Consider the following 24,831-nt stretch of genomic DNA (forward strand, 5'->3'; position numbering starts at 1 on the left):
TTCCGCGACCGGCGACGTGGCCGCGGACCGTCACACGGGCAGCTGATCCTTCTGCACCTTGCCGGTGGCATTGAGCGGTAGCCGGTCCAGGAACCGCACCGAGCGCGGCACCTTGAATCCGGCCATCCGTTCCTTGGCCCAGGCCAGGAGATCTTCCTCGCGCACCGGTGTATTCGCGACCACGTACGCTCGCCCGACCTGGCCGAGCCGTTCGTCGGGCACGCCGATGACCGCGACTTGCTCCACTGCCGGATGCTCGAGCAGGAAGCCCTCGATCTCGGCGGGGTAGGCGTTGAAGCCGCCGACGATGAACATGTCCTTCTTGCGGCCGAGAATGCGCAGCCGCCCTTCCGGGTCGAGTTCACCCAGGTCCCCGGTGTGCAGCCAGCCGTCGGGATCGATCGCGGCGGCGGTGGCCTCCGGGTCGTCGAGATAGCCCTGCATGACGCTGTATCCGCGGACCAGGACCTCGCCGTCCTCGGCGATGCGCACCTCGAGTCCGTCGCAGGGGGTGCCGACCGTTGTCGCGATCTGTTCGAAGGTGTCGCCGGGACGGGAGGCCGTGGCGGTGCCCGCCTCGGTGAGACCGTAGCCGGTCATGATCGTTTCGAACGGGAGTTCCTCGCGCACCCGGCGGATCAGCTCCACCGGGATGTCGGCGGCTCCGGTGACCGCTGCCCGCAGGGAGGACAGATCATGCCCCCGGCCTGCCTCGAGCAGCGAGTGATACAGCGTGGGCGGGCCGGGCAGCATGGTGATCTTCTCCTTCGCCACCAGCTCCAGCACCCGGTCCACGTCGAACACCGGCAGCGGCAGGATGGTCGCGCCGCGGATGAGCGAGGCGATCAACCCGGCCCGGTAGCCGAAGGTGTGGAAGAACGGGTTGACGATCAGGTACCGGTCGCCTCGGCGCAGATCGGCCAGATCGCACCACTCGGCGTACATCCGCAGGGACTGCCGGTGGTTCATCATCACGCCCTTGGACCGGCCGGTGGTCCCGGAGGTGAAGATGATGTCGGCGATGTCCTCGCCGGAGACCCTGCGTTCGAAAGGCTCTCCGCTCCACAGGAAATCGGACTTCAGGTCGAAGACCGGCACACCGTCGGGCGCGGAGTAGTCCATCCCGAGGAAGCCCTGCTGAACGAGCACGGCCTTCGCCCGGCTGCGGGTGATGACGTCGGCGGCCTCGGCCGGCTTGAACCGGCTGTTCACCGGCACGAGCACGCCGCCCGCGGTGAGCAGGCCGAAAGCGGCGATGATCCATTCGGCCGAATTCGGCGCCCAGATCGCGACCCGGTCGCCTTTGCCGACCCCGGCCCCGGCGAACGCGCCCGCGGCCCGGCGCACCCGATCGACCAGTTCGACGTAGCTCAGCCGGAGATCCCCGTCCACGACCGCTTCGGCGTCACCGAAGCGGTCGGCGGTGGACAGGACCATCTCCGGGATGGTCTCCCAGCTCACAGTCCGAGCAACCTCGCGAGATTGCCGCCCATGATCAGCGCCTGATCCTCGGGGGACATGTTCTTGATCTCGTTGATGTAGCGGGCCGGCTCGGCCAGGCCCTCCGGGTGCGGGTAGTCCGAACCGAAGAGCACGCGCTCCACGCCGATCAGGTCGGCCAGTGCCTCGAGATCCTCTTCCCAGAACGGGCTGACGTGGATCATCCGCTTGACCGCCTCGACGGGGTCGCCGCCGAAACCTTCCGGCGCCTTCTTGTAGACGTCGGCGAGAGTCTTCAGCAGCGGCGGCAGCCAGGACGCGCCGTTCTCGATGACGGCGATCTTGAGGTTCGGGTGGCGGAACAACGCGCCGTGGCAGACCCAGGAGGCGACCGCGTCCTCGATGGCTCGCCACTCGCTGACCATCCGGAAGGTGTTGGTCTTGAACGGCAGCATCTCCGCGCGGGCGCCCTCCCAATCGGAGGTGTAGCGGGCGTAGCCGCTGTCGGAGGAGTGCATGGTGACCAGCAGGTCGAGCTCGGTGACCCGCTCCCAGAACGGATCGAACTCCGGCAGGGCGAACGAGCGCGAGCCGCCGTAGCCGGGGACCGGGGCCGGGCGCACCAGGATGGCGCGCGCGCCGCGCTCGGCGACCCACTCCAACTCCTCGAGCGCCTTGTCCAGGATGGGCAGGCTGATCACCGGCACCGTGTAGATGCGGTTCTCGTAGTTGAAGCCCCAGGTCTCGTACAGCCATTCGTTGAGGGCGTGCACGACGATGTGGATCATCTCCGGATCGTCACGCATCCGTTCCTCGACCAGGCTGGCCAGGGTGGGGAACATCAGGGTGCGGTGGATCTTGAGCTCGTCCATCAGCTCGAGGCGCGGCCCCGGTTCGCGGAACGCCGGAATCGAGCGCATCGGCTCACCGAAGATCTCGCGCCTGCTCTTGCCCTCGGGGTTGCCGTTCTTGAAGTAGTCCTCCATCGCGCCGGGGCGCGCGACCACGTCGAAGGTCGGGTTGGGGATGTACTCGCTGATCTGGCCGCGGATGGCGATCTTGGTGCGTCCGTTGACCTCGACGTACTGGATGACGCCTTGGTACTGCTTCGGCAGGAACTTCGTCAACGCGTCCTGAGTCTCGTACAGGTGGTTGTCGGCGTCGAAGAGCTGGTAGGGCAAGCCGAAGTCGCTCATGGAATCCTCCTTGTTCGTTTGAGAGAATCGTATTCTCATTCCGGGCTAGCCGCAATGCTCTCGTGGGGGTGAGGGTGATCGGTGACCAAAGACCGCCGGACGGCGAACTTCTGTACTTTCCCGCTGGCGGTGCGTGGGAAGTCGTCGACGACGTGCAGCTGCTCGGGCCATTTCTGCTTGGCCACGCCCGCCTCGGCGAAATGCGCGCGCAGCGTGGACATCTCGGGCGCCGGCGTGCCGGACTGGATGCGGACGACGGCGGCGGTGCGCTCACCGAGCCGTTCGTCGGGCACCGCGACGGCCACCGCCTCGGCCACGCCGGGCAGGCGCAACAGGATCTCCTCGACCTCGAGCGCGCTGATGTTCTCCCCGCCGCGGATGATCAGGTCCGCCTTGCGGTCGGTGATGGTGAGGTAGCCGTCGGAGTCGAGCACGCCGATGTCGCCGGTGTGGTACCAGCCCTCGTCGTCGAAGGCGCGGGCGGTGAGGTCGGGGTCGGTGTAGCCCAGGCACAGATCCGGTCCGCGACTGAGGATTTCGCCGTCGTCGGCCAGCCGGATCTCCACGCCGGGCAGCGGTGCGCCGTCGGTGAACAGGCGCTTGTCCTCGGGGGCGGTGGGGTGCGAACCGGTGATCGACGGGTGCTCGGTGCTGCCGTAGGAGCGGTACACCGTGATGCCCAGGCGCGCCAGCCGGGTGGTCACCGCGGCGGGTACCGCGGCGCCGCCCAGGCCGGCGTAGCGCAGGTAGGGCAGATGGTCGGAGGTGTAGTCCGGATGGTCCAGGAGGCTTGTCATGTAGTAGGACACACCGCCGCCGACGGTGAGGCCGCGGCCGGTCATCAGGGCGAGCACCCGCGCGGGGTCCCAGACGTCGGTCAGGTTGATCGGCAGGCGGTCGAGCACGGGGATCAGGAAGGCGTTGACCATTCCGATGAAGTGGCCGACCGGCGCGGCGGTGAGCTGGTGACCGCGGTCTCGGGGGTACATCCCGGCGAGCTGACGGGTCTCGTGGCCGAGGGTCTGATGGCTGTGCACCACGCCCTTGGGGTCGCTGGTGGTGCCCGAGGTGAACGCGATGAGCGCCGGATGGGCCGGGTCGGTGGGCAGCGTGCCCGGCATCGGCTCCGGCTCGAGCAGTTCCTCGAAGTCCTCGCCGACCATCGCGATCACCGGGACCGCGTCGAGCAGCGCGTCGATGCCGTTGTCGCCGAGCAGTTCGGTGCCGATGAATACGCGCGGTTCGACGGCGCCGAGGATGTAGCCGACCTCCTTGCGGCCGTAGAAGTGCACGATCGGCACCACGGTCGCGCCGAGGAACGCCGAGGCCCAGAAGACCGCGGCCGCTTCCATCCAGTTCGGCAGCTGGAAGGCCACCACGTCGCCGGGGCCGACGCCGCGCTTGCGCAGTCCCGCGGCGAGTCGGCGGGCGATGGTCTCGGCCTCGCGGCACGTGCCGCTCCACGGCCGGATCGCGGAGTGGATGTGGAACTCGGTGTCCGGCGCGGCGGCGAGTTCGCGGGTCAGGAGATCGCCGATGGTCTCCGAGGTCCACCAGCCCTGCTCGTGGTACCTGCGGACCAGCCCGTCCGGGATTGTGCGCATGGAATTCTCCCTTCCTTACGCTTGTCCGAGTCGCAAGTAAGTATATGATTCTCGAGAAGAGAGAATCATATTTTCGCAAGGGAGAACAAGATGGTGGAGCTCGAGGTGGACGGTGGGCTCGCCGTCATCACGATCAACCGGCCGCAGGCGCGCAACGCCATCGCTCCGGAGACGATGGATCAGCTCGAGGACGCGGTCGAGAAGGCGGAGAAGTCCGAGCAGGTCAAGGCGCTGGTGCTCACCGGCGCGGGTGATCGCAGCTTCGTCTCCGGTGGCGATCTCAAAGAGCTGGCCAAGCTGCGCACCGAGGAACAGGCCGCCGAGATGGCCTGGCGCATGCGTGGGGTCTGTGACCGGCTGGCGGGCTTCCCCGGCCCGGTGATCGCCGCGCTGAACGGGCACGCGCTCGGCGGCGGCGCCGAGGTCGCGGTCGCCGCCGACATCCGGATCGCGGCCGCCGACATCCGGATCGGGTTCAATCAGGTGTCGCTGGCGATCATGCCGGCCTGGGGTGGCGCCGAGCGGCTGGGGAAGCTGGTGGGCCGCGGCCGGGCGCTGATGTTGGCGGGGTCGGGAACCGTCCTGGACGCCGCCGAGGCGCAACGGCTCGGCCTGATCGACCGGGTGTTGCCGCGTGGCGAATTCGACCGCGGCTGGCGCGACCTCGCGAAATCGCTGGCCAACGGGCCCGCGGCGGAGATCAAGCGAGTGCTGGCGGGGGTTTCCGAGGGTGCGGCGGTGGCGGCCTTCGCCCGGCTCTGGGTGGCCGACGAGCATTGGGAAGCCGCCGATCGCGTACTCGGGCGGGCACCGGCAGTCAAGTGAGGTACATCACATATGACGAAATTTGAGATGCCCATCACGGATCGGAGAATGACCTTACTGTGTGTTCGGCGGCACCGTCCGGAGCAGGCTCCGTGTCCATGCCCGAGCTCGAGTTCCAGCCCGGACTCACTGTGGGTTCCGGGCCGGGACGGCAGTTCGATTCCGGTTCACCCGTCGCGCGTTTCCCCGTCCACGTGTCGAGGTCACCGATCCAGCCGGATCGGTGACGTGGGTGGCGTCCTGCCGGGGCGCGGTGATGGTGCGGCCGCCACATCTTGCTGTTCGACGAACGGGGATGGAACCCATGGCTGTACGAACCGTCGACCCCTTCACCGCGCGCGTCGCGGGCTTGAATTCGGTGATCCGCTGGCGCGCGCACGCGCGCAGGCATCCGTTGCGCTACCGCGTGGCGGTGGTCGCGCCCCGTCCGATCGATATCGTGCGCTCCGCCGGCGGCTGGGTGTTCGATCGCTCCACCGCGGGCTGGGAGGTGACCGTGCTGGTGCGCGATCACTCCCATGCGCGTGCGCTACAGATCCTCGGCGCCACGGTGCTCGACTTCGAGCGGGCGCTGGAAGTGAACACCCACGACATCTGGCCGCAGACTCTCGCGCTCGATCCGTCGATGTACACGACCGACTCCCGGGTGCGCGAGGGTGTGCTCGGTTGTCTGGCCGGCAGACAGATCGAAGTCGGGGTCTGGGGCGAGTTGCCCGACGAGCTGAAGACATGGGTGTCGCCGATGCCGCACCGGATCAGCGTGGCGGCGCGGGCGTTCAAGGCCTGCGCGCTGCGGGCCGCCGGCTGCGCGGGCGAACCGGTCGCCGCCGAGGAGTGGCTGCAGTTCTCCGACACACCGGCGCCCGGCACGCAGTGGGGGACTCGCTTGGTCGCGGTGCGTTAAGCGCGCCGGGCGGCGACCGGCGGCGGCCGGTCGTCGCCGGAAACAACGGCCGGGCCGGGCGAGGCCCGCCTTTCGTGGGGCTGTGCGGAATGCTCCCGAAACGGCGGGCGAAAATCGTCCGGCGCCGGAGTCGTGGTCTTTCGGATTTCAACTCGGATACGCGATCGCGCGTTCGCCGTACGCCGTCTTCTGTGGAAGTCGGACGAATTCGGTTCTGTGGGGAATCTCCGTGGGTCCGCGACATGTCGGATTGTCCGAAACATTGCGCGGTATGGCGCAATTCTCGGTACCGATCTTCGGAATATTATTTTTGCCGGAGTAATTCCGGAGTAACAGGCTGCGGCACGGCGAGGCAATGCCCTGTGTTCAGCCCGACGGCTGGAAGGGGGTTCTGACGTGCGGTGCGGCTGAGGTGTGCCTGCCGGACGCTGCACATCGTTCTGTCACTTCGGTGGCAGGACTCCGGGACGGTGGAGAACACGCCCCCGGAATTTGGCGACGCCTGGATTCGGTGGCCGGAAATATACTGCTCGAAATTTTCATGCGATATTGACGAATCGATCCGGGGGCCCACACAATGTGGGGGAAGGCGATGTGGCCGGATAGGCCGGCCTCCTGGCGGTGATCGACAGAAAACCATTTCCTCGGTTTATTCCGTCCTGCCCGCGAATACGCCCGAAAACGGGCGAGAAAATGCCCTCGGCGAACGCCGGAGGCCGGATATGAGAGCTGACAACCATGACCCAGCAGGTCGCGACGCGAGAGATCGCGCAGTGGTGGCGCGGATATCTGCGCCGCCACCCCGTGGCCGCGCTGTCGACGGTGGGTGGTCAGTTCGTCCTCGGCGTGCGCGCGGTCCAGTACCTGGTGCTCGATGTGCTGACCGGCCGGTTCGCCTTCGCCGAGTTCATCAGGCAGTCGGCGTTCATGGCCTCGGCCTCGGCACTGCCGACGATCTTCGTGTCGCTGCCGATCGGGGTCACCCTGTCCATCCAGTTCGGCCTGCTGGCCGGGCAGGTGGGGGCGACCTCGCTGGCGGGCGCGGCCAGCGGACTCGCGGTGATCAGGCAGGGCGCTCCGATGGTGGCCGCGCTGTTGATGGCGGCGGCGGTCGGCTCGGCGGTCTGCGCCGACCTGGGCTCGCGCAAGATCCGCGACGAGATCGACGCGCTGGAAGTCATGGGCGTGTCGGTGGTACGCAGGCTGGTGGTGCCGCGCCTGGCCGCGGCGGTACTGGTGGGCGTCTCGCTGACCGGGGTGGTGTGCTTCGTCGGCTTCCTGGCCGGCTACCTGTTCAACGTCTTCGTGCAGAACGGTGCGCCGGGCAGTTTCGTGTCCACCTTCGCCTCCTTCGCCACCGTGGAGGATCTGCTGCTCACCTTGGTGAAGGCCGTGGTGTACGGCTCGATCGTGGCGGTGGTCGCCTGCGAGAAGGGGCTGTCCGCCCAGGGCGGGCCCGCCGGAGTGGCCAACGCGGTGAACTCGACCGTGGTGTCCTCGATCTTGCTGCTGATGGTCGTCAACGTCGTCTTCACCCAGCTGTCGATGATCCTGTTCCCCCGGCAGGGGTTGTGATGGCCGCTCCTTATTACCCGCCGGGCACCAAGCTGCTGCGTTCCGGCGCGGGCCGGGTGGGGGTCACCCTGATGCGGCTCGGGCACATGAGTACTTTCGCCCTGCGCGCGCTGTGTTCGATTCCCTTGGCGCTCAAGCACTATCGCCCGGAGTTCCTGCGGATCCTGGCCGATGTCACGTGGGGAAACGGTTCGCTGGTGGTCGGCGGCGGCACGGCGGGGGTGATCATCGTGCTCGGCGCGGCAGGCGGCGCGATCGTCGGGCTCGAGGGCTACAACGCGCTGCACCTGCTCGGCATGGAACCCACTGTCGGGCTGATCGCCTCGACGGCCTCGACCCGGGAGCTCGCGCCGATCATGGCGGGGCTGGCCTTCGCCTCGCAGGCGGGTTGCCGGTTCACCGCCCAGCTGGGCGCCATGCGGATCTCGGAGGAGATCGAGGCCATGGAGTCGATGGCGATCCGCTCGATCCCGTATCTGGTGAGCACCCGGCTGATGGCCTCGATACTGGCGATCATCCCGCTGTACCTGATGTGCCTGGCGGCGAACTATCTGGCGGTGCAGGCCGTCGTCGGCGTGACCGGCGGACTGTCGGCGGGCACCTACCAGCACTACTTCCAGTTGGTGCTCAACGGACCCGATATCGCGTACTCGCTGATCAAAGCGGTGCTGTTCGTGATCATCACCTCGACGGTGCAGTGCTATTACGGCTTCTACGCCGCGGGTGGACCGCAGGGGGTCGGCATCGCCGCCGGGCGCGCCATGCGCTCGGCGATCTCGCTGATGATCGTCGTCAATCTGCTGCTGACCGTCGCCCTGTGGGGCATCGGCGCGAGCGCTCGGCTCGGGGGGTGAGCATGTCGGTTCTGTTCGAGAAGGACGGCCGCGGGCCTTCGGGTCTCGCGCTGGCGGCGCGCGGGCTGGTGCTGGTGCTGGTGACCGGCGTGGTGGTGTCGGTGCTGCTGATGAAGTCGACCGGCCGTTTCGACGAGAAGGTCGACGTGGTCGCCGTGCTCGACCAGCTCGGCGACGGTCTGCCGCCCCGCTCGGATGTGAAGTTCCGCGGGTTGCTCGTCGGCACGGTCGGACGGGTGACGCCCTCGCGGGACGGCGGACCGGCGCGGGTGGAGCTGGCACTGGAACCGGCGGTCGCGCAGCGCATCCCCGCCACCGTCACCGCGCGGGTGGTGCCCAGCAATGTGTTCGCGGTGTCGTCGGTGCAACTGGTCGACAACGGGCCGGGCCCCGCGCTGACCGAGCACGCCGAGATCACCCAGGACCGCAGCCTGTCGACGGTCCAACTGCAGACCGCGCTCACCGAACTGCGCGAAATCCTCACCGCCGCCACCAGAGTGGGCACCGACGCCACTGTCGGCGCGCTCGCGGCGGTCGCGCGGGCCACCGATCGGCGCGGCGCGGACATCGTCGAGGCGGGTGCGGCGACGGTGCGGATCACCAGGGAACTCGACGCGCTGCTGACCTCCGACGGGGGCGAGCCCACGCTGAGCATGCTGGCCGAGGCGGTGCGCGGCCTCGAACAGTCCGCCCCGGAACTGATCGACGCGCTGCACGCGGCGGTGGTGCCGATGCAGACCTTCGCCCAGCACCAGGCCGCCCTGGTCGATCTGATGGGCGCGGGCGGGAGCACCCTGGACACGGTCGACGGCGCGCTGGAGCGACGCGGCGACCAGATCGACACCATGCTCGGGGAGTTCGGTCCCGTGCTCGACATCTTCGCCGACGGCGCACCGACCTTCGGTCCGATCGTGGCCCGGTTCAACAAGCTGTCCACGCTGTGGTTCTCGGAATTCTACAACGCCGAACATCCGCGCGGTATCGGCAAATTCCAGTTCCGCCTGACCCCGCACACCATGTACACCCGGGCCGACTGTCCGCGCTACGGCGAACTGGCCGGACCGAGTTGCGCGACCGCGCCCACCGAGATCCCCGTCCAGGACCTGCCCGCGACCATGGACCCCGGCGCCTACGCGGCGCCCGAAGGTCTGCCGGCCGCCGCGCTGCCCGCCGAGGTGCGCGAGCTGATCGAGCGCGTGCTCACCGGCGGCGCCAACGGCGCCGAATCGCTGCTCGCGCCGCTGCTGGCCGACGGTCCTTTCCCCACCGGAGGCGACCGATGAGTTACCGCACCCCCCTGATCGGCGTGAGCCTGTTCGTGACCGTCGCCTTCGCGCTGCTGTGGATGACCTTCGTGACGCTGGACCGCCGCATCGACAGTGAAACACGCAGCTACAGCGCGATGTTCAGCGACGTGAGCGGGCTGCGCGCCGGTGACGACGTGCGCATGGCCGGCGTGCGGGTCGGCCGCGTCGACGGCATCGAACTCGTCGGCACGCTGGCCAGGGTGCGCTTCCAGGTCGAGTCCGATCAGAAGCTCTACGGCGACACCCGGGCGTCGATCACCTATCAGAACGTCATCGGCCAGCGCTATCTCGGCCTGGCGAAACTCGACCACGGCGATCCGAGCGAGCTCGCGCCCGGCGCGGAGATCCCGCTCGAGCGCACCGAGCCGTCCTTCGACATCTCGGCGCTGCTCAACGGTTTCGAACCGTTGTTCGCGGGCCTGGACCCGCGGCAGGTCGACAATCTGACCGCCGCCTTGGTCACCGCGCTGCAGGGTGACAATGCCTCGCTCGTTCTGCTGATCGAACAGGTCTCCGCGCTGGCCAAGGCGCTGGCGGGGCCGGACGAGGTGCTGGGCGCGGTCATCACGAATCTGAACCGGGTGGTGGGCCATCTCGCCGGGCAGTCGGGCGAGCTGAGTTCGCTCATCGTCCGGTCCCGGACCATCGTGGAGGGCCTCAGCGCCCACCGCGACGAACTGCTCGGCGCGCTCACCACCGCCTCGGTCACGACCGGCCGGATGGCCGACCTCGTCGACGGTATCGAGCCCGATCTGACCGAGATGCTCTACCGGGAACCGGGTTTCACCCGGCACTTCCAGGAGAACAAGGAGAACTTCGCCTACCTCGGCTTCAATATGCCCGCCCTGTTGAAGGGCCTGGCGCGGGTGAGTCAGGAAGGCGCGTACCTGAATACCTACCTGTGCAACTTCGGCGTGACGGTGCTGCCCGGACTGACCAGCCTCGTGCCGACCATCGTCGGGCTCGCCACTCCGGGTGGGCAGCCCCAGTATTCGCCCGTCTGCAGGTGAGGCCGTGATATCGACACGATCCGCGTGGCGCCGGTTGCGGTCGCGCCCGCTCGAGGACCATCCCCGCCACGTACTCGGTGCGGTGGCGCTGGCGGCGCTGTTCATCGTCATCGCCGGCGCGGTGGGGCTCGGTGCCGCCGATCCCGGCCGCACCCGCTACGAAGCCGAGTTCGCGCAGGCCGCGGGCATCGCGACAGGTGATCTGATCACCGTGGCCGGAGTGCCGGTGGGCGCGGTCGACGGGGTGCGACTGGACGATGATCGGGTGCGGGTCACCCTCGCCGTCGACGACACGGTCCGTCTCGGCGCCGAGTCCGGCGCGGCGATCAAACTGACCACACTGCTGGGCGCCCGCTACGTGGAACTGCGTCCCGCGGGCGCGGGTTCGCTGCCGGACCGGCGGCTCCCGCTGGAGCGCACCGAAGTGCCCTACAACCTGCAGCAGGCGCTGGAGAACGCCACGGTGACCTTCGAGGAGATCGACACCGCGGCCATCGCCACCTCCCTGGACAGCCTCGCCGGACAACTCCAGGGCGTGCCGGCGGTACTGCCCGGTCTGCTGGCGAATATGCGCAGCCTGGCCGCCATCGTCGGCGACCGGCGCGGCGAACTGGGCGAGCTGCTGGCAGGCACCCAACGGTTGACCGAGACGTTCACCCAGCAACGCGCGGATCTCGCGGCGATCATGGGCCAGGGCGGCGAACTGCTGGCCGAGATCCTCGCTCGCGGCGCGGCGATCCAGCGGCTGATGGACGCCACCCGGCGGCTGGCCGACCAGGTCGGCGCCCTGGTGGTCGAGGACCGGCCGCAGATCGACGAACTCCTCGCCGGCCTCGGCGGACTGCTGGCCAGTCTCGCTCACAACGATGAACTGCTGCGCGACGTCCTCCAGATCCTGCCCGTCCCGGTGCGCAACTTCGCCAATGCCTCCGGCACCGCCAACGAGGTCGACTTCACCGCGCCCGCCGGGCCGATGATCGATTCCTGGATGTGCGCCCTGAGTGGTCGCGCGGTCGAGGGCGGGCTCGCCGCCTACCACGAGGACTGCCGATGAACCGTTCCGGTATCGCCTCGCGCCTGAGGATCGCTGTGCGATCGGCGGCTGTGCTGCTGGTCGGCGCCGCCGCCGGCTGTACAGCGCCGGGCGGGTTCGGCGACGACGGCACCACCGTGGTCGCCGAGTTCGACAACGGCGCGGGTCTCTACGTCGGCAACTCGGTCGCCGTGCTCGGGATGGACGTGGGCGAGGTGACGGCCGTCGATCCGAAAGGCGCGCATGTCGAGGTGACCATGCGCATCGACGAGGGCGTGCGGATTCCGGCCGATGCCACCGCGGTCACGCTGTCGACCTCGGTGCTGACCGACCGGCACGTCGAGTTCACCCCCGTCTACCGGGACGGACCGGTGCTGGCCGACGGCGCCCGGTTGGGGGGCGATCGGACCCGGACTCCCGTGGAGTTCGATCGGCTGCTGGGCGCGGCCGAAGGGATGGCCGGCGAACTGTCGGCGGAGACCGCCGGGGACGGGCCGGTCGCGCGTCTGCTGGGCGTCTCGGCCGAGATCGCCGCGCGCAGCGGGCCGGATCTGCGCGAGACCATGACCGAACTGGCCGCGGCGCTGCGCATGAGCGAAAACGGTGGCGCCGAATGGCAGGCCACGGTCACCCGGCTCGCCGACGAATTCGCCGTGCTGGCGGGCTCGGCGGCCGACAACGACCGGATGGTGCGGGATTTCGCCGCGAACACCGGCATGCTCACCGACCTGCTCGCCGACCTGCGGATCGGACAGGGACAGACCGGCGCGCGGATCGAGGAGCTCATGCGCGGCACCGAGGCGCTGCTGGCCGACAATGCTTCAGCGCTGCGCACCACCGTCGCCGACGCGAACACGGTGACCAGGGCGCTGGCCGACTATCGTCGCGAACTGGCCGAATTCCTCGACGTCACTCCGCTGCTGCTCAACAACGCCTACGCCGCGGTCGATTTCGAGTACCGGGGCGTGCGCGTGCACGCGCTGCTGGACAAGGTCTTCTTCGACGGCCAGCTGGTCAAGGAATTCTGCAATGTGCTGGGGTTGCGCCAATTGGGCTGCGCCACCGGCACCTTGCAGGACTTCGGTCCCGACTTCGGGATCACCGACATGCTCACCGCGATGGCGGAGATGCCGCGATGAGGGCGCGCACTCGTCTCGTACGCGCGAGCGCGTTGGCGGTCGCGACGCTGGCGAGCGCCACCGCTTGTTCGGTCGGCCTGGGCGAGCTGCCGTTGCCCGCCCCGGGTGGCGGCGACGGGTACACCCTGCGAGCCGACTTCGCCAATGCGCTGAACCTGCCCGCCAAGGCGAAGGTCCGGTTGCTGGGCGCGGACGTGGGCGAGGTCGCGGACATGGCCGTGCGCGATTACGTCGCGGTGGTGGACCTGCGCATCGACAGCGCGGTGCAGCTGCCGCTGGGGACGCGCGCCGAATTGCGCACCGCCACACCGCTGGGCGATGTGTTCGTCTCGCTGACCCCGCCCGCCGACGTCACCGCCGCGACACCGCTGTTGCGCGACGGCGACCGGCTGGCCAGGGAGCAGACCGCCTCGGCCGCCACCGTCGAAGAGCTGCTGAGCACGGCCGCGCTGCTGGTCAACGGCGGCGCGATCCGCAATCTGGCCACGCTCGTCAACGGTCTGGGCAATGCGGTGGGCGAGCGCGGTGCGGAACTGTCCTCGCTGATCGAGCAGTCCACCCGAGTGGTGCGGACCCTCGCCGCCCGCTCCGACGACATCCGCGCCACCCTCGCGGGCATCGATGCCCTGGCCCGCACGCTCGACGCCCAGCGCGCGGGCATCGACGGCCTGATCGCCGCCGCCGGCCCCGCCCTGGACACCCTGGACGCCCATGCCGCCGAGGCATTGGCGCTGGTCCGCCGGGTGGAGTCGATCAGCTCCCGGCTGGCGCGCCTGCCCGGGCTCGACGGCGAGCAGACGACCGGAATGGTCGCCGACATCAATCGCATCGCGGCCGGACTCTCCGACGCCGCGACCCGGCCCGACGCCAGCCTGGCGGCCTTGAACGCCATGCTCGGCCCGGTCATCTCGGTCACCACCTCCACCTCGGCCAATGTCGACGCCGACTTCCAGGATCTCGCGCTCGGCTACCTGCCCGACCCCAACCATCCCGGCGATCCGGAGAGCAGGCTGCCCGACCTGAGCGACTGGGCCGCCTTCATCGGCACCTTCACCTACACGCTGCTGAAACTGCAGGACAAGATCACCGGGGGTGCGCGATGAGCCCGCGGTCGGTGCCGGAATCGGCGGCGCGCCTGATCGTGACGACCGTGCACGCCGCGCACAGGCGGCGCAATGCGATGTCGACCACGGCGCTGATTCTCGTATTGCTCTGCGGCGTGGCGTATCTGGCCTTCGGCGCGCTCGGCGTCGATCCGACCGCCGCCACCATGCGGGTTCGGGTGCATCTCGCCGACTCCGGCGGGCTGCTGCCCGGGCAGAACGTCGCGCTACGCGGCGTGCCGGTCGGCACGGTGGACACGGTCGAGCTCACCGAGGACGGTCTGGTCGCGGTCGCGGTCATCGACGCCGCGGCGCGGATTCCCGCGGGCGGCACGGCCCGGGTGGCGAGCCTGTCCATGGCGGGCGAGCAGTATCTCGACTTCCGCTCCGACAGCAACGACGGGCCGCACCTGGCCGACGGCGACGAGATCGCCCGTGAGCGCACCAGCACGCCCGCCCCGCTGTGGCGCACCCTGGCCGCGCTGGATTCCACGCTCGATCAGGTCGACCCGGAACAGGTGGCGACCATCGTGGGCGAACTCGGGGTCGGCGCGCAGGGACCGGACAAGCTCGCCGACATCATCGACGGTGGCGTGTTCCTCATCTCCACGCTGGACTCGGTGCTGCCCCAGACCGTCGGCCTGCTGCGCGACAGCCGCGCCGTACTGGCCACGGCGAGCGAACTCCGCTACACCGAATTCGCCGCCGACGCGGACGCCCTTCTCACCGGGATCGCCGCCAAATCCGGCGGCTATGTCGCACTGCTCGGCGCCGCGCCCGGCACCCTGCGCGCGCTGGACGCCGTGCTCGCCGAGAACTCCGCCACCGCCACCGACATGCTCGGCCACCTCGGCGTGACCTCGCAGATGACCTCTACCCGCGTCCCCGCCCTGCGGGAGTTCTTCTTCCCCACCGGCCGGGACGGCTCGACCCTGGACGCGATCGGGGTGGCCTTCCACGACGGCGGCATCTGGGGCCTGGTCAATCTCTATCCCCGTTACGCCTGCGACTACGACCTGCCGCGACGCCCGCCCTCGCTGCCGGACTTCCCCGAGCCCTACCGCTACACCTACTGCCCGAACACCGACCCCTCGGTGCTCATCCGCGGCGCCCGCAACGCGCCACGCCCGCCGGGGGAGGAGATCCCCGAAGGACCACCGCCCGGCGTGTCTCCCGAGTTGCAGACCACCCGCACCCCTATCGGACCGCTGTCGATCCCACTGAACTTCGGCGGCCCGGAACTGCCGCCGCCACCGCCCGCCCCGGCCCGGTGACCGGATCGCCCGCCCGCACTCGACGTCACAGGAGGAAGACCATGAGCCGCAAGACATCTGGATCGTTGCAGGAGCGGGCGTCCGCGGATGCGGCCGCCGACGATGCGGCCGCCGACGATGCCACGGTCGGCGATGCCGCCGAGTCCACCGCTGAATCGACCCCGGGCGAGCCGTCTGGTCCTGCCGCGGATTCGCCCGGAGGCGATTCGGCCGCGGGTGCCGAGGGCTCGCAGAGTGCGGCTGCCGCGCGGAATGCTGTCGGCGCGAAGGTCGCGACCGCTCCTGCCGATGCCGATGCCGGTTCGGCCACCGGCGCATCCGCCGAGCGCGCCGTTGACACCACCGAGGAGAAGGCCGAGGGTGATGCCGCTGCCCGGGCCGAACCCGAGGCGACCGGCGAGGCCGCCCCCGCCGCGCGCGCCGGCGAGGCCGGGCAGCGGGGGCGGCGGGTGCTCGCCGTGGCCCGCCGAGGGCTGGTGCCCGCCCTGTCGGTGCTCGCGATCGCCGCGACGGTGGCCGCGGTGTTCTTCGGCTGGAAGGTGAAGCAGCACAACGATCTCCAAGCCGCGGCCGACGAAGCGCTCGCTGCGGCGCGGGCCTACGCGGTCACGCTCACCAGCGTCGACTCGAACAATCTCGACCGCGATTTCGCCGCCGTGCTGGACGGCTCGACCGGCGAGTTCCGCGACATGTACACCCGCTCCAGCGGTCAGCTGCGCGAGCTGCTGGTGGAGAACAAGGCGACCGGGCAGGGCACCGTGCTCGACGCCGCCGTGAAGTCCGCGGGGGAGACCGAGGTCGAGGTGCTGCTGTTCATCGACCAGACGGTCACCAACACCGCCTCCGCCGATCCCCGGATCGACCGCAGCCGGGTGGTCATGACCATGCAGCTGGTCGACGGGCGGTGGCTGGCCGCCCGCGTGTATCTGCCCTGAATTTTCCGTTTCCGTCTGTTCGTTCCCAGGAGTTGCGCAATGACCGATTTCGATACCGTCGACTACTTCACCGATCCGGCCCTGGTGCCCGACCCGCACCCGTATTTCGATCACCTGCGCGCCAAGTGCCCGGTGACCCAGGAACCCCACCACAAGGTCTACGCGGTGACCGGGTACGAGGAGTCCGTCGAGGTGCTCAAGGACCCGGAGATCTTCTCCTCGGCCATCGCCGTCGGCGGCCCGTTCCCGCCGCTGCCGTTCGAGGTCGAAGGCTCCGACATCACCGGGTTGATCGCCGAGAACCGGCACAAGCTGCCGATGTTCGAGCACATGGTGACCATGGACCCGCCCCAGCACACCTACGCCAGGTCGCTGCTGAACCGGCTGCTCACCCCGGCCCGGTTGAAGGAGAACGAGGACTTCATGTGGCGGCTGGCCGATCGCCAGCTCGACGAGTTCCTCGCCAACGGCCGCTGCGAGTTCCTCACCGAGTACGCCAAGCCGTTCTCGCTGCTGGTCGTCGCCGACATGCTCGGGGTGCCCGAAGAGGACCACGCGGCTTTCCGCGTCGCGCTGGGAGCGGAACGTCCGGGAGCGCGCCCGGGCGCGATGGACGACGACGTCATGTCGACCAATCCGCTGGAATGGCTGGACGAGAAGTTCTCGAACTACATCAGCGAGCGCCGCGTCGATCCTCGCGACGACGTGCTCACCTCGCTGGCGCTGGCGAAGTATCCGGACGGTTCCACCCCCGAGGTCATCGATGTGGTGCGATCGGCGACCTTCCTCTTCGCCGCCGGGCAGGAGACCACCGCGAAGCTGCTCAGCGCCGCACTGCGCATCCTGTCCGACAAGCCGGAGGTCCAGCGGCAGTTGCGCGAGGACCGCACCCGCATCCCGGTCTTCATCGAGGAGACGCTGCGCATGGACGCGCCCGTCAAGAGCGGTTTCCGGTTGGCCACTCGCGCGACGACCGTCGGGGACGTGCCGGTGCCGGTCGGCTCGACGGTCATGTTCTGCCCCGGCGCCGCCAACCGCGATCCGCGCCGGTTCGACAACCCGCACGAGTTCCGGCTCGACCGCCCGAACTTCCGGGAGCACATGGCGTTCGGGCGCGGGGTGCACAGCTGCCCCGGCGGCCCGCTCGCGCGCGTCGAGGGCCGGGTCTCCATCGAGCGGATCCTCGACCGGATGCTCGACATCGGCGTCGACGAACAACGCCATGGACCGGCCGGCGACCGCCGCTACACCTACGAGCCCACCTACATCCTGCGCGGGCTCACCGAACTGCACCTGACGTTCACCCCCAACATCTGATCCCGCCGGGATCATCACGAGAAAAGAGGAAGAGATGACCGGAAGGGTCGAAGGCAAGGTCGCTTTCATCACCGGCGCGGCACGCGGCCAGGGCCGCAGCCACGCGGTGCGATTGGCGCAGGAAGGCGCCGACATCATCGCGATCGATGTCTGCAAGCAACTCGACAACGTGCCGTTCCCGATGTCCACCCCGGCCGATCTGGCCGAGACCGCCGACCTGGTGCGAGCCGAGGGCAGGCGTATCGTCACCGCCGAAGTCGACGTGCGCGACTACGAGGGCATGAAGGCCGCGCTGGACGCGGGCGTCGCGGAACTGGGACGCCTGGACATCGTGGTGGCCAACGCCGGTATCGGCAACGAGGGCGGCGAGCTCACCACCCTGGACGAGACGTTGTGGCAGGACATGATCGATGTCAACCTGGGCGGCGTCTGGAAGAGCGTGAAAGCCGCTGTGCCGCACCTGATCGCACAGAAGAGCGGTTCGATCGTGCTGACCAGCTCGGTCGGCGGGCTCAAGGCCTACCCGAACGTCGGTCACTACGTGGCGGCCAAGCACGGGGTGGTCGGGCTGATGCGCACCTTCGCCGTCGAGCTGGGCCAGCACTCGATCCGGGTGAACTCGGTGCACCCGACGCATGTGAGCACCCCGATGCTGCTCAACGACGGCACCTTCAAGCTGTTCCGCCCGGATCTGGAGAACCCGGGCCCCGACGACATGAAGCCGATCTGCCAGATGTTCCACGTCCTGCCGATTCCGTGGGTGGAACCGGTGGATGTGAGCAACGCGGTGCTGTTCCTGGCCTCGGACGAGTCGCGCTATCTCACCGGCGTGCCCCTGCCGATCGACGCGGGCAGCATGCTCAAGTGATTCGCGGCGCGCGAGCGGCGGAGGTCAGTTCGGTGGGCGCCCGAGTGGACGATTCGCCTCAGCGCAGAAACTTGCCGCCCACCACGACGCCCGCGCCCAGCAGGACCAGCAGCAGGAACGCGATCCAGCCGTTGGTGAGCAACCAGACCACGCCGAGCAACACCGCGACCGGCGCCAGCGCGACCGCGGCGATGAACGGACTCTCCTTGACCGTCTCCAGTGCCGAACGAGCCCGGACGCGGTCGACTTTCTTTCCTGTCATGACCTCAGGGTAGGCGCGGATCGGGCCGGGGGCTCGCGTTCACCCCCGCCCGATGTGCGCTGCGGTCCGTGCAGGGCTAGCCCATCGTCTTCTGACCGTCGATGGCCTCACGCAGAATGTCGGCGTGCCCGCTGTGCTGGGTGGTCTCGGCGATGATGTGCAGCAGCACCTCGCGGGTGGACCAGCTCTCGTTCTCGAACCACGGCGCCTTCGGCAGCGGCCAGGCGCGGTCGAGGTCGACGGTGGCCACGATCTCGTCGGTGCGGGCGGCGACCGCCTCGTACCGGGCCAGGACGTCGGCGAGGGTCTCTCCGGGCAGCATGCGGAACTCGTCGTCGCGCTTCTGGTAGTCGGCCTCGGTCATGTCGTCGAAGTCCTTCATCGCCGAGGTGCCGTCGAGGATGAAGTTCACCCAGCCTTCCTCGCACCCGGCGACATGCTTGATCAGCCCGCCGAGGCACAGTTCGCTGACCGTGCTGCGGGTGCCGGCCTGCTCGTCGGTGAGTCCGTTCACCGTGTGCCGGAGGAAGAAGCGCGCTTTGCCCAGCGCCTTCAGCAGCGCGGCGCGTTCGCCGGTCAGCGCGGTGGAGGAGGTTGCGGTGTCGTTCACGATGTCGCCCTTTCGGAGGTCTTTTCGGTTCGAAACCCAAGGTAGGACCTATTGCGGTCACTTTCTGTCCGCAATTGCGGCCATACTTTCGACCATGGCCGCTACCAGCACCCGGACACTGCGACTGCTGTCCCTCTTACAGACCCACAAGTACTGGCCGGGTGACGAACTCGCCGACCGACTCGGCGTCTCCGCCCGTACGCTACGCCGCGATGTGGACCGGCTGCGCGAACTCGGCTATCCGGTCGAAGCCCAGCGCGGCGTCGACGGCGGCTATCAGCTCGCACCGGGCGCCGCGCTGCCTCCGCTGATGATCGACGACGACGAGGCGGTCGCGCTCGTGGTCGGCATGCAGGCCGCCGTGCACGGCAGTGTGGACGGGATCGCCGAATCCGCGGTTCGGGTGCTGGCCAAAGTGATTCAGGTGATGCCGCCGCGGCTGCGCAAACGGGTCGACGCCCTGCGCGCGATGACGGTCCCGGCGGCGTGGGGACCCGCGGGCGGGACCCCGTTGGATCCGGTGGCGCTCACCGCTGTCGCGCTGGCATGCCGCGACAACGAACGGCTGCGTTTCGACTACACCGCCGCCGACGGCCGCCGCTCCGAACGTCACACCGAACCGCATCGCCTGGTGGCGCTCGGGCGGCGCTGGTATCTGGTGGCCTACGACCTCGATCGGCACGACTGGCGCAGCTTCCGCGTCGACCGGCTCTCCGGGCCGCGCGCCGACGGCTCCCGGTTCCGGACACGCGAGCTGCCCGCCACCGACGCGGCCGAGTTCGTCCGCTCCGGCATGGAGCAGATCGCGCGCCCGTACGCGATCGAAGCAGTGGTCTGCACCTCCGCCGAGCTGGTGCGCGAACGCATCGGCCGGTGGAGCACCGTCGAGGAGATCGACGCGCACAGTTGCCGCGTGCGCATGACCGCCGATTCGCTGGAATGGCCGATCATGGGCCTCGGCATGCTCGACGCCGACTTCGAGGTCGTGGCCCCGCAGGTCCTGCGGGAACGTCTGCGCACGCTGGCCGACAGGTTCGGCCGCGCGTGAGGAACTTTCCGGCCCCGCGCCGGGTTGTACCGGGTGCGCGATCACTCGATCGCGCCGAGTACCCGAAGGCGCGAGGAGGAAATGTGACCGGCACGCGAAGGGCGATCCTGGCCGGCGGATGCTTCTGGGGCATGCAGGACCTGATCCGCAGACAGCCGGGCGTGGTGTCGACCCGCGTCGGCTACACCGGCGGCCGCAACGATCATCCGACCTACCGCAACCATCCCGGCCACGCCGAAGCGGTCGAGATCGAGTACGACCCCCAGCAGACCGACTACCGGGCGCTGCTCGAGTTCTTCTTCCAGATCCACGATCCGACCACCAAGGATCGGCAGGGCAACGACGTCGGCACCAGCTACCGGTCGGCGATCTTCTACCTCGACGACGAGCAGCAGTCGATCGCCCGCGAGACCATCGCGGATGTGGAGGCCTCCGGCCTGTGGCCGGGACCGGTGGTCACCGAGGTCACCCCGGCCGGGGACTTCTGGGACGCCGAGCCCGAGCACCAGGATTACCTGGTGCGCTATCCGAACGGCTACACCTGCCACTACCCGCGGCCGGGCTGGAAGCTGCCCAGGCGTCAGGACACTGCGCGCTCGTAACCGGCAGCGCCGAGCTCCGGGATCAGCCGATCCTGAGTTCGGTGCCGCGCAGCGGGTTGGGCACCGGTGATTTGATCGTCGCGGGCAGGGTCACCGACATCCTGACCCGGGTGCCGGTGTCGGTGTTGTCGATCTCGAGTTCCTCGGTGAGCGCGCGCATCATGTCGATGCCGCGGCCTCTGTTGCCGGGGTCGGCCGACCGGGGCCGCCACACGCCGGTGTCGATCACCTCGATGACGAGCTTCTCCGCGCCCGACTCCGAGCCGGGCTCGTGTCGGGTGTAGGCGTTCAGCTCGACCCGGGGAGACTCACCGCCGTCGCGGTAGGCGTGCTCGACGCTGTTGGTGCACGCCTCGTTGGCGGCCGCCACCAGATCGGAGGCCAGGTCGTGCGGCACGGCGGCGGCCGACAGCCAGCTGCGCAGGGTGCGGCGCAGTCCGGACAGCAGCCCGGCCTCGGCGGGCAGGTTCTGATGCAGGGGAGCGGGCGGCTGGCGGTAGACGACCATCGCGACGTCGTCGTCGTAGCCCGCGTCCGGACTGAGCTCGCGCAGCACCGCATCGGCGACCTCGCGCGGCAGCTTCTCACCCACACCGGCCAGTACCCCGCAGATCCGGGCGAAGCTGTCGTCGATGTCCACGCCCCGCCGCTCGACCAAGCCGTCGGTGAACAACACCAGCGTCGAGCCGGGCGGCAGCGCGGTGGTGGCCTCGGGTCTGCGCGACAGTTCGAACGTCGCCAGCGGCACCGCCCGTCCGCCGTCCAATCGCCTGCCCGGCTCGCCCGCCTCGGCCACGATGAGTGGCATGTGCCCGGCGTTGCTGTACCGCACTACCCCGCGCACCGGATCGAGCACGGCCGCGCACGCCGTCGTGCACATCGCGCCGGGGATGCGCGAGGCCACCGCGTCCAGCTCGGCGAGCAGCTGGGCCGGCCCGGCGCCGCGCAGCAGCAATGCCCGCCCGGCCGTCCGCAGTTGGCCCATCACCACGGCCGCGGACAGGCCACGGCCCACGCAGTCGCCGACGATGATGCCGATCGTGCCGTCGCGCAACGGAACCACGTCGTACCAGTCGCCGCCGATCTCCAGCGGTGGCAGCGCGGGCTCGTAGTGCACGGAGAATCGGGGTGGCAGCTCGATCGGGCCGAGCATGGCGCGCTGCAGGGTCAGCGACGTCGCGCGGGCCTGGTCGAAGTTGCGGGCCCGCTGCACCGCGACACTGAGATGCCCGATCAGCAGCGAGAACAGTGTCCAGTCGGCGCTGTTGATCGCGCGGGGCGTGGCGAAGCGCAGGTACAGCGCGGCATCCCCGGTCTCGCCGAGCGGAGCGAGGATGCCCTCGGAGCTGTCGGCGCCCTCCGGAACGGCCGACAGGCTGCGCGGCGGGCGCTTGCGTGCGCGCTCGAGCAGCCGTCGGGTCGTCGCGTCGCCCGAATCGGCCTCCGGGGCACGGCCGGAATCGGCCTTGTGGGTAGGGCCGGAATCGGCCTTGTGGGTAGGGCCGGAATCGGCCTTGTGGGTACGGCCGGATTCGGCCTCGCGGGTACCGCCGGAGTCGGCCTCGCGGACTTTGCCGGAGATGTAGACCTCCGGTGCGGCATGACGGGTCGGCCACACCATGACCACCGCCGATTCCGCGTCGATCGTGTGGCGCAGCTCGTCCAGGCCGACCGAGAGCACCTCCATCACGCTGGTCGCCGCGCCGACCGCGGTCACCAGCCGGTTGGCGGCCTGATCGCGTTCGTGCGCAGCGTGTTCGGCGGTGACGTCGCGGACGGTGCCGACGTAGATCAGCTCGTTGTTCTCCGGCTTCACCAGCGCGCTGGTGCTGACGGCCAGGTACAGCCGCCGGCCGTCGCGATGGCGGATCGGCAGCACGAACCGCGGGACCTCGGCGCTGAGATGGGGATAGCGCCCGCCCTCGGGCAGCGACCACGGATGCGGCAGGGGATAGGGCACATCCGCCGCGCCGTACCCGGTCAGCGCGCCGAAGGCGGCGTTCACCTCGATGACGGTGCCGTCGGCGGTGGCGACGAAGAAGCCGTCCTGCAGCGACTCCACCAGCGCGGTGCGGAAGGCGTCGCGCCCGGCGAGGTCGTCGGCGCGGGAACGCTGTTGCTCGTAGCGGCGGGTGCCGTCGAGATAGCCGCGGGTCGCGATGTCCAGCGCGGCGAGGGTATGGAGCAGGAACTCCAGCGCGCTCTCGGCGATCTTGGCGTCGGGCGCACCCGCCGCGGCCGCGGCCTTCTCGGCCTCGGTGGCGAGCCGGAAGTGGTGTTCGGTGAGATCGAGCAGGCTGATGCCCTCGACCAGCGCGCGCCTGCCCAGCTCGTAGCCCTCCGAGAGGGTGTCGTGGGTAGGCGAATCCAGGTGCCGCCGTAACGCTTCGGCGTAGGCGTCCAGGAACGCGGGCAACGGGCCGCTCATCGGATCCCGCCACCGATCGTGTCGGCTTCGGCGCTGGTGCGACGGCTGCGCGCGGCGAGGACCAGCGCGTCGTCGGTCTCCCTGACATGCCCGGCGATGATGCCCGCGGTGATGTCGGCGGTGGACTTGGACAAGTCGATCGAATCGCAGGCCGAGGCGAGCACGCCGTCGGTGGACATCAGCAGCAGATCGCCCGCGCGCACCCGAACGGACTGCGGCTTCAGCGTCTGCGGCAGCCGGTAGCCGACGATGCCGCCGGTCAGCAGTGCGGTGGCGCGCACGGTGATGCCGGCCGGACCCGCTGTCAGCACCCGCGATTCGACATTGCCGACACCGAGCCAGTGGATCGCGTCGTCGGCGAACAGCGCCAGCGAGACGGCGGCTCCCCTGGTGTCGGTCATCGCTCGATGACACAGCACCATCAGCAGATCCAGCGGTTCGCCGCGGTTCTCCGACAGCACGCGTGCCGCCCGGTCGGTGGCTTCGGCCGCGCCGCTGCCGTGGCCGAGACCGTCGAGTGCGGCGAGCAGGACGACGCCGTCTCCGGCGTCGAGCACGACGCCGCGGTCGCCGGAGAGGTGCTGGCCCGGCATCGCCCGACCGGCCACTGCCCATTCGACACTGCCGATGAGCCCGTCCTCATGCACCGTTGGGCACCCACTTCCACATCTCCACCAAGGTCCCGCGGCCGGGTGCCGAGTCGATCGTCAGCCGATCCATCAAACGCCGCGCGCCGGGCAGGCCCAGGCCCAGACCGCGACCGGTCGAGAATCCGTCTTCGAGTGCGCGGGAGATGTCGCGGATGCCGGGCCCCTGATCCTCGGCTTGGACCACCAGAGCTTTGCGGCCCTCCCGGTCGCCGACGAGCAGGCGGACCTCGCCGACACCGGCGTAACTGGTGATGTTGCGGGCGATTTCGGAGATGGCGGTCGAGATCATGGTGCGGTCGGTGAGGGAGAAGCCGAGTTCGGCTGCCAATTCCCGTCCGGCTTGCCTTGCGGTCACGATGTCCTCCGACACCTTGACCACGATCACCATGGTCTCAGCGGCCACTGTCACGACCATCTCGCTGGCGCCGTCTGGAGGATTTGCTCTCCAGCCAGGCGAGTCCTTCTTCGAGGTCGAGGGCGGTGTGCATGTCCTCGAAGGTGAGCCCGAGTTGCACCATGGCGAAGGCGACTTCGGGTTGCAGTCCGACGATGACCGTCTCCGCGCCGCGTAACTGGGTCATGTGCGCGATCGTGCGTAGCGAGCGCGCGGCGAAGGAGTCCATCACGTCGATGGCGGTGACGTCGACGATGATGCCGTGCGCCCGGTATTTGCTGACCTGTTTCATCAGGTCGTCCTGCAGGCGCTCGGTATCGGCGTCGGTCAACGCGGACTGGACCGACGCGATCAGGTACGTGCCCTGCTTGAGAATGGGTACCGGCATAGGGGTGGCCCGCTCAGCGCCCGTCCCGTTCGATGGACACCCGGGTGACTTCGTAGCCGAGCAGG

General features: G+C 69.3%; 24 protein-coding genes. 15 read left to right on the forward strand and 9 right to left on the reverse strand.

The features are described 5' to 3' along the window. Positions 1 to 30 precede the first annotated feature (30 nt). From NS3_RS25810 to NS3_RS25820, 3 genes are read right to left on the reverse strand one after another with little or no spacing between them, the layout of a single operon-like run. Positions 31 to 1,461 carry a FadD3 family acyl-CoA ligase gene (locus NS3_RS25810; RefSeq protein ID WP_084495924.1) on the reverse strand — a complete coding sequence of 477 codons (1,431 nt, stop codon included), beginning with the start codon at positions 1,459 to 1,461 and terminating at the stop codon, positions 31 to 33. Continuing rightward, entirely contained in the window at positions 1,458 to 2,636 is a 1,179-nt protein-coding gene (locus NS3_RS25815) for an amidohydrolase family protein (protein WP_067864901.1), read from the reverse strand. The genes NS3_RS25810 and NS3_RS25815 overlap by 4 nt, the downstream gene beginning before the upstream one ends. Positions 2,637 to 2,671: 35 nt before the next feature. Continuing rightward, complete coding sequence (locus NS3_RS25820; protein WP_067864903.1) at positions 2,672 to 4,240, reverse strand: AMP-binding protein; 1,569 nt, start codon at positions 4,238 to 4,240, stop codon at positions 2,672 to 2,674. Positions 4,241 to 4,330: 90 nt separating this feature from the next. On the opposite strand from NS3_RS25820, the gene NS3_RS25825 reads away from it, so the two are divergent. The 13 genes from NS3_RS25825 (at position 4,331) to NS3_RS25885 (ending at position 18,384) form a co-directional block, all read left to right on the forward strand. Next, positions 4,331 to 5,065 carry an enoyl-CoA hydratase/isomerase family protein gene (locus NS3_RS25825; protein ID WP_067864916.1) on the forward strand — a complete coding sequence of 245 codons (735 nt, stop codon included), beginning with the start codon at positions 4,331 to 4,333 and terminating at the stop codon, positions 5,063 to 5,065. A gap of 304 nt (positions 5,066 to 5,369) precedes the next feature. After that, a complete protein-coding gene (locus NS3_RS25830) occupies positions 5,370 to 5,969 on the forward strand; it encodes a hypothetical protein (RefSeq protein WP_174550521.1) in 600 nt (199 codons plus the stop codon). Between the two features lie 738 nt (positions 5,970 to 6,707). Further along, positions 6,708 to 7,544 (forward strand): MlaE family ABC transporter permease, encoded by an 837-nt coding sequence (locus NS3_RS25835; protein ID WP_067864918.1) that lies wholly within the window; start codon positions 6,708 to 6,710, stop codon positions 7,542 to 7,544. Next, positions 7,544 to 8,398 carry an ABC transporter permease gene (locus tag NS3_RS25840; RefSeq protein WP_067864920.1) on the forward strand — a complete coding sequence of 285 codons (855 nt, stop codon included), beginning with the start codon at positions 7,544 to 7,546 and terminating at the stop codon, positions 8,396 to 8,398. Before NS3_RS25835 ends, NS3_RS25840 begins: the two co-directional genes overlap by 1 nt. A 2-nt stretch (positions 8,399 to 8,400) precedes the next feature. Continuing rightward, on the forward strand, positions 8,401 to 9,681 hold the full coding sequence (locus tag NS3_RS25845; protein WP_067864927.1) for an MlaD family protein: 1,281 nt from the start codon (positions 8,401 to 8,403) through the stop codon (positions 9,679 to 9,681). Then, positions 9,678 to 10,715, forward strand: coding sequence for an MlaD family protein (locus NS3_RS25850; protein WP_067864928.1), 1,038 nt, complete (start codon positions 9,678 to 9,680; stop codon positions 10,713 to 10,715). Before NS3_RS25845 ends, NS3_RS25850 begins: the two co-directional genes overlap by 4 nt. 4 nt (positions 10,716 to 10,719) lie before the next feature. After that, positions 10,720 to 11,769, forward strand: a complete 1,050-nt coding sequence (locus NS3_RS25855) for an MCE family protein (RefSeq protein ID WP_245649814.1) — start codon at positions 10,720 to 10,722, stop codon at positions 11,767 to 11,769. Between the two features lie 35 nt (positions 11,770 to 11,804). Further along, positions 11,805 to 12,887 carry an MCE family protein gene (locus NS3_RS25860; protein WP_245649815.1) on the forward strand — a complete coding sequence of 361 codons (1,083 nt, stop codon included), beginning with the start codon at positions 11,805 to 11,807 and terminating at the stop codon, positions 12,885 to 12,887. Next, the gene (locus NS3_RS25865) at positions 12,884 to 13,990 is read left to right on the forward strand and encodes an MlaD family protein (RefSeq protein WP_067864930.1); all 1,107 of its coding nucleotides are present in this window, start codon (positions 12,884 to 12,886) and stop codon (positions 13,988 to 13,990) included. The genes NS3_RS25860 and NS3_RS25865 overlap by 4 nt, the downstream gene beginning before the upstream one ends. Then, positions 13,987 to 15,264 (forward strand): MlaD family protein, encoded by a 1,278-nt coding sequence (locus NS3_RS25870; protein ID WP_067864931.1) that lies wholly within the window; start codon positions 13,987 to 13,989, stop codon positions 15,262 to 15,264. The genes NS3_RS25865 and NS3_RS25870 overlap by 4 nt, the downstream gene beginning before the upstream one ends. A 41-nt stretch (positions 15,265 to 15,305) precedes the next feature. Continuing rightward, complete coding sequence (locus tag NS3_RS25875) at positions 15,306 to 16,199, forward strand: Rv1363c family protein (protein WP_174550522.1); 894 nt, start codon at positions 15,306 to 15,308, stop codon at positions 16,197 to 16,199. 39 nt (positions 16,200 to 16,238) lie between these two features. Next, positions 16,239 to 17,516 (forward strand): cytochrome P450, encoded by a 1,278-nt coding sequence (locus tag NS3_RS25880; protein WP_067864933.1) that lies wholly within the window; start codon positions 16,239 to 16,241, stop codon positions 17,514 to 17,516. A 34-nt stretch (positions 17,517 to 17,550) separates the two neighbouring features. Then, a complete protein-coding gene (locus tag NS3_RS25885) occupies positions 17,551 to 18,384 on the forward strand; it encodes a mycofactocin-coupled SDR family oxidoreductase (RefSeq protein WP_067864935.1) in 834 nt (277 codons plus the stop codon). A gap of 58 nt (positions 18,385 to 18,442) precedes the next feature. Here the strand turns inward: NS3_RS25885 and NS3_RS25890 are convergent, their stop codons facing one another. Continuing rightward, complete coding sequence (locus NS3_RS25890) at positions 18,443 to 18,646, reverse strand: hypothetical protein (RefSeq protein ID WP_067864937.1); 204 nt, start codon at positions 18,644 to 18,646, stop codon at positions 18,443 to 18,445. Positions 18,647 to 18,722: 76 nt separating this feature from the next. Next, a complete protein-coding gene (locus tag NS3_RS25895) occupies positions 18,723 to 19,259 on the reverse strand; it encodes a DinB family protein (protein WP_157101543.1) in 537 nt (178 codons plus the stop codon). Positions 19,260 to 19,350: 91 nt separating this feature from the next. Between NS3_RS25895 and NS3_RS25900 the strand changes: the two genes are divergently transcribed. Together NS3_RS25900 and msrA are read left to right on the forward strand one after the other, a co-directional pair. Then, positions 19,351 to 20,304: a helix-turn-helix transcriptional regulator gene (locus NS3_RS25900; RefSeq protein ID WP_067864943.1), complete on the forward strand. Its 954-nt coding sequence runs from the start codon at positions 19,351 to 19,353 to the stop codon at positions 20,302 to 20,304. A gap of 83 nt (positions 20,305 to 20,387) precedes the next feature. Further along, positions 20,388 to 20,906 carry a peptide-methionine (S)-S-oxide reductase MsrA gene (gene msrA, locus NS3_RS25905; protein WP_067864946.1) on the forward strand — a complete coding sequence of 173 codons (519 nt, stop codon included), beginning with the start codon at positions 20,388 to 20,390 and terminating at the stop codon, positions 20,904 to 20,906. Positions 20,907 to 20,928: 22 nt separating this feature from the next. Here the strand turns inward: msrA and NS3_RS25910 are convergent, their stop codons facing one another. From NS3_RS25910 to NS3_RS25925, 4 genes are read right to left on the reverse strand one after another with little or no spacing between them, the layout of a single operon-like run. Next, positions 20,929 to 23,334 carry a SpoIIE family protein phosphatase gene (locus tag NS3_RS25910; protein ID WP_067864949.1) on the reverse strand — a complete coding sequence of 802 codons (2,406 nt, stop codon included), beginning with the start codon at positions 23,332 to 23,334 and terminating at the stop codon, positions 20,929 to 20,931. Further along, the gene (locus tag NS3_RS25915; RefSeq protein WP_067864952.1) at positions 23,331 to 23,981 is read right to left on the reverse strand and encodes a PP2C family serine/threonine-protein phosphatase; all 651 of its coding nucleotides are present in this window, start codon (positions 23,979 to 23,981) and stop codon (positions 23,331 to 23,333) included. Before NS3_RS25915 ends, NS3_RS25910 begins: the two co-directional genes overlap by 4 nt. Continuing rightward, a complete protein-coding gene (locus NS3_RS25920; RefSeq protein ID WP_245649816.1) occupies positions 23,974 to 24,399 on the reverse strand; it encodes an ATP-binding protein in 426 nt (141 codons plus the stop codon). The genes NS3_RS25915 and NS3_RS25920 overlap by 8 nt, the downstream gene beginning before the upstream one ends. Further along, a complete protein-coding gene (locus NS3_RS25925) occupies positions 24,377 to 24,766 on the reverse strand; it encodes an STAS domain-containing protein (RefSeq protein WP_040796867.1) in 390 nt (129 codons plus the stop codon). Before NS3_RS25925 ends, NS3_RS25920 begins: the two co-directional genes overlap by 23 nt. Between the last annotated feature and the right edge of the window lie 65 nt (positions 24,767 to 24,831).

Source organism: Nocardia shimofusensis NBRC 100134, from assembly GCF_001613125.1.
In the GTDB taxonomy this organism is placed as follows: Bacteria; Actinomycetota; Actinomycetes; order Mycobacteriales; family Mycobacteriaceae; genus Nocardia; species Nocardia shimofusensis.

Coding starts and splice junctions, on each gene's coding strand:
- NS3_RS25815 (WP_067864901.1), bottom strand. CDS start 2,636: ATGAGCGACTTCGGCTTGCCCTACCAGCTCTTCGACGCCGACAACCAC.
- NS3_RS25820 (WP_067864903.1), bottom strand. CDS start 4,240: ATGCGCACAATCCCGGACGGGCTGGTCCGCAGGTACCACGAGCAGGGC.
- NS3_RS25825 (WP_067864916.1), top strand. CDS start 4,331: ATGGTGGAGCTCGAGGTGGACGGTGGGCTCGCCGTCATCACGATCAAC.
- NS3_RS25830 (WP_174550521.1), top strand. CDS start 5,370: ATGGCTGTACGAACCGTCGACCCCTTCACCGCGCGCGTCGCGGGCTTG.
- NS3_RS25835 (WP_067864918.1), top strand. CDS start 6,708: ATGACCCAGCAGGTCGCGACGCGAGAGATCGCGCAGTGGTGGCGCGGA.
- NS3_RS25840 (WP_067864920.1), top strand. CDS start 7,544: ATGGCCGCTCCTTATTACCCGCCGGGCACCAAGCTGCTGCGTTCCGGC.
- NS3_RS25845 (WP_067864927.1), top strand. CDS start 8,401: ATGTCGGTTCTGTTCGAGAAGGACGGCCGCGGGCCTTCGGGTCTCGCG.
- NS3_RS25850 (WP_067864928.1), top strand. CDS start 9,678: ATGAGTTACCGCACCCCCCTGATCGGCGTGAGCCTGTTCGTGACCGTC.
- NS3_RS25865 (WP_067864930.1), top strand. CDS start 12,884: ATGAGGGCGCGCACTCGTCTCGTACGCGCGAGCGCGTTGGCGGTCGCG.
- NS3_RS25870 (WP_067864931.1), top strand. CDS start 13,987: ATGAGCCCGCGGTCGGTGCCGGAATCGGCGGCGCGCCTGATCGTGACG.
- NS3_RS25875 (WP_174550522.1), top strand. CDS start 15,306: ATGAGCCGCAAGACATCTGGATCGTTGCAGGAGCGGGCGTCCGCGGAT.
- NS3_RS25880 (WP_067864933.1), top strand. CDS start 16,239: ATGACCGATTTCGATACCGTCGACTACTTCACCGATCCGGCCCTGGTG.
- NS3_RS25885 (WP_067864935.1), top strand. CDS start 17,551: ATGACCGGAAGGGTCGAAGGCAAGGTCGCTTTCATCACCGGCGCGGCA.
- NS3_RS25890 (WP_067864937.1), bottom strand. CDS start 18,646: ATGACAGGAAAGAAAGTCGACCGCGTCCGGGCTCGTTCGGCACTGGAG.
- NS3_RS25900 (WP_067864943.1), top strand. CDS start 19,351: ATGGCCGCTACCAGCACCCGGACACTGCGACTGCTGTCCCTCTTACAG.
- NS3_RS25910 (WP_067864949.1), bottom strand. CDS start 23,334: ATGAGCGGCCCGTTGCCCGCGTTCCTGGACGCCTACGCCGAAGCGTTA.
- NS3_RS25920 (WP_245649816.1), bottom strand. CDS start 24,399: ATGGTCGTGACAGTGGCCGCTGAGACCATGGTGATCGTGGTCAAGGTG.
- NS3_RS25925 (WP_040796867.1), bottom strand. CDS start 24,766: ATGCCGGTACCCATTCTCAAGCAGGGCACGTACCTGATCGCGTCGGTC.